This is a genomic window from Parvularcula marina (genome assembly GCF_003399445.1).
Taxonomy (GTDB): Bacteria; Pseudomonadota; Alphaproteobacteria; order Caulobacterales; family Parvularculaceae; genus Parvularcula; species Parvularcula marina.
Window position 1 is genome coordinate 1 of sequence record NZ_QUQO01000016.1, and the last position, 648, is coordinate 648.

At 67.4% G+C, this 648-nt stretch carries 1 protein-coding gene; it reads left to right on the top strand.

From position 1 onward, the window contains the following. Positions 1 to 648 (top strand): peptidase dimerization domain-containing protein (locus DX908_RS16005; RefSeq protein ID WP_158548882.1); only part of this gene is annotated, 648 nt, incomplete at both ends.

A 648-nucleotide genomic window follows, 5' to 3' on the forward strand; every position in this document is an offset into this window, starting at 1 on the left:
CTGCACTTCACCTACGACGAGGAATTTGGCGGCCTGCTCGGTCCCGGCTGGCTGCTGCGCCAGGGCCTGACGAAACCCGACCTGCTGATCGCGGCCGGCTTCAGCTATGAAGTCGTGACGGCCCACAATGGCTGCCTGCAAATGGAGGTCACGGTGCACGGCGAGATGGCGCACGCCGCCATTCCCGCCACCGGCGTGGATGCGCTGCAGGGCGCGGTCTCGATCATGAACGCGCTGTACGCGCAGAACGCGCGCTATCGCGAGATCACTTCGCGGGTCGAGGGCATCAGCCACCCCTATCTGAACATCGGCCGCATCGAAGGCGGCACCAACACCAACGTGGTGCCCGGCAAGGTGGTGATCAAGCTGGATCGCCGCATGATCCCGGAAGAGAACGCGGCCGAGGTCGAGGCCGACATCCGCCGCATCATCGAAGAAGGCGCGGCCGCCACGCCCGGTCTGCGCGTCGAGATCAAGCGCCTGCTGCTGGCCAACGCCATGCGGCCGCTGCCCGGCAACCAGCCGCTGGTCGACGCCATCCGCAAGCATGGCGAGGACCTGTTCGGCGAGCCGATCCCCGCCATGGGCACGCCGCTCTACACCGACGTGCGCCTGTACGCCGAGGCCGGCATTCCCGGCGTGATCTAC